Here is a 2,849-nt window from a genome sequence, read left to right as displayed (position 1 = left end):
AATATTTAGTTCACAAATGAAAGTAGCATCAATTATTTGGGGAATCCTTCGAGATTCAAATAAAGAAAAAGTGTATAGTCGCGAATTGGTGAAAGAGAATATTAAGTTGATAACAAAATATATCAAATAGGGTGTGTGGCTTGTAAAAAATATGCAAATTAATTTCTATTAATTCAGAATGTCGCTTTGTATTATTACACATCAGATTCAACTGGAGAACCGAAGGGCGTACAACATGGTGAAACTCAATTTTTAGGGCGCATAGATTGGATGACTAATATTTTTGGGTTTTTGTCCAGCAAGAGCTTTATCAGTGATGAAAATTTACAATAAATTTCTTTACTTACGAATTTTATTTGTAACAATAGAATCACAAGATTAACAGTTAGTCCAAAATTATTATTATTGATAACATATTCGATATACCTGAGGAAAAGTTGGCATCTTTGAAAATATTGATTTCGTTTGGCGAAAAGTTGAACGATGAAACATCAAGTTTATTCCGAATTATTCCGAGAAAAATAACTAAATATTTTTATTATTGACGACATTATGGACAGCAAAAAAGTACTTCGCCGTTGTGAAGTACTTTTTACTTATTCCAGGGTTAGGTTTTGTACCAACCCAGTTTTAATGTTATGGCATATTAGTTTGATTATTTTCTGCTGGCGGACTAGCTGGTGGAGTAGTTGCTGGTGGCGCCGGCGCAGTAGCAGGGGGTGTACTGTTGGCTGGAGGGCTAGTTGGCGAAGAATTAGATCCGCTATTATTAGTATCACCCTGACTAGGATGAGGGGAGTTAGGGGTATAGTTATTGTGCGGATTTTGTGGTGAGTTATCATCATTAATATCATTACTATTAGGCGAAGAAGTAATATCATCGTTATCATCGTCATAATGATTAACTCGACTGCGGCGATTGCGATTAGGCAGAACAGCTCGATTACTATTATTAGACCCAGAGGAGTTGGCAGCAATAGTATTAGGACGATGACCGCGAACATATAAGATATTAGTTCCATTAACACGTACTACACTATAAGGCTTACTCCAATTTTGATTAGTACTTAAAGTGGATAAATAGTGCATTAATTTTTGATAAATTTGTCCAGCAATTTTTTGTTGCGTAAAATCTAATCCCTTAATATTGGGTTGATCATATCCAGTCCAGACACCAATAGCGTAATTTTTAGTGTATCCAGCAAAAAGCGAATCTTTAGCATCATTTGCAAGAGCTGGATTACGAGCAATTTCTTCATTACTATAATTAGTGGTACCTGTTTTTGCTGCCTGATACAAGCCGCTAATATAAGCTTGCTCTCCAAGGCCATTAGGTTGTACAACATCTTTGAGGATATCAGTAATCATATAAGCGGTAGCTTCACTCATTACACGTTGGCCTGTGGAATCAAAATGATGGTTAACACCATCAATAGTTTGAACTTTAGACACATAACTTGGCTGATAGTAGCGACCACCGTTGGCAAAAGCTGCATAGGCACTTGCTAATTGGAGTGATGATACATTGCTTCCAATAGCGGCTGATAAACCTTCACTGGGTGCTACATGTATTCCTAATTTTTTAGCAAAATTGCGTGCCCGATCAAAACCTACAGCCCCTAAAGTTCTGACAGCAGGTACATTACGTGATTCGGCTAAGGCCGTTCGCATAGTAATATTACCCATATAAGTGTGATCCCAGTTATTTAAAGCAATATCCGTCCCAGGATAAGTATATGGAGTATCCCGAACAATTTGATTAGTAGGCCAGTGTAAATATTCAATTGCCGGAGCATAATCTAAAATGGGCTTCATTGTTGAGCCATTACTACGAGAAGTTTGAACGGCCCGATTTAATCCGAGCTGTACTTCACCTAATTTACGGCCACCAATCATCGCAATCACGGAACCATTATTAGGGTCAATTACACTAATTCCAGTTTGTAGTTGGTCATCAGGAAAGGCAATTTCTTGACCATTCACAATCTGGTAAAGCCGTTTTTGAACTTTAATATCCATATTAACCGTAATTTTTAAGTTATCACGATAAGGGTCAAAGCCCTTTTGCTTAACTTCTTTAATTACCTCTTTGATATAAGGATCAACAATTAGTTTATTTTCACCTACACCCGAATTAGGGCGATAAGCCTTTAAACCATCAGTAATAGGGGTGTTTTTTGCCGTTTGGGCTTGTTCTAACGTAATTTTGTTATTATTGTACATAGCCTTGAGTACTAAATCGCGCCGGCTTTTAGCGGCGTCGGGATTTTTATAAGGGTCATAATTATTAGGAGCTTGCGGCATTCCTGCTAATAAAGCCATTTGTGCCAGCGTTAATTGATCTAAGTTTTTCCCAAAATAATAATGAGCTGCTGTTTGGAAACCATAAGTGCCGTTAGCCAAATAAACTTTATTCAGATAATATTCTAAAATTTGATCTTTATAAAAATGACGTTCTACTTGCACTGCCAACCAAACTTCCTGCATTTTTCGTTTGAGTGTTTGATCTGATTTTTTGGTAGAAAACACAGATAACTTAATTAATTGCTGCGTCAGAGTGCTTCCTCCCTGTAAAGAATCTCCACGCAAATTATTAATAGCCGCCATGAAAATGCGAAAGGGGTTAAATCCCAGATGTTCTTGATAAAAATGACGATCTTCCGTGGAAATAATGGCGTTCTTCATTGCAGACGGTACTTTATCGATTGTAATATATGTTCGACTTTCATTACCTAAAGTGGTAATTTCTTGGCCATGATGATCATAAATAGTGGAGGAACCCCCACTTTGTAAAATTTCGGAATTTATTTTAGGTGCAGTTAGTCCATAATAAACAAAAATGCCAATTA

General features: G+C 36.7%; 1 protein-coding gene. It reads right to left on the bottom strand.

All coding sequences use genetic code 11. From position 1 onward, the window contains the following. Positions 1 to 636: 636 nt before the first annotated feature. The coding region (locus EQ827_RS08290; RefSeq protein WP_181190518.1) for a transglycosylase domain-containing protein at positions 637 to 2,849 on the bottom strand (2,213 nt) is incomplete at its 5' end.

Origin of the sequence: Bombilactobacillus bombi (genome assembly GCF_013607485.1) — a bacterium.
Classification (GTDB): domain Bacteria; phylum Bacillota; class Bacilli; order Lactobacillales; family Lactobacillaceae; genus Bombilactobacillus; species Bombilactobacillus bombi_A.
The sequence above is the reverse complement of the archived record's forward strand: the minus strand, read 5'-3'. Positions and strand labels throughout refer to the sequence as shown.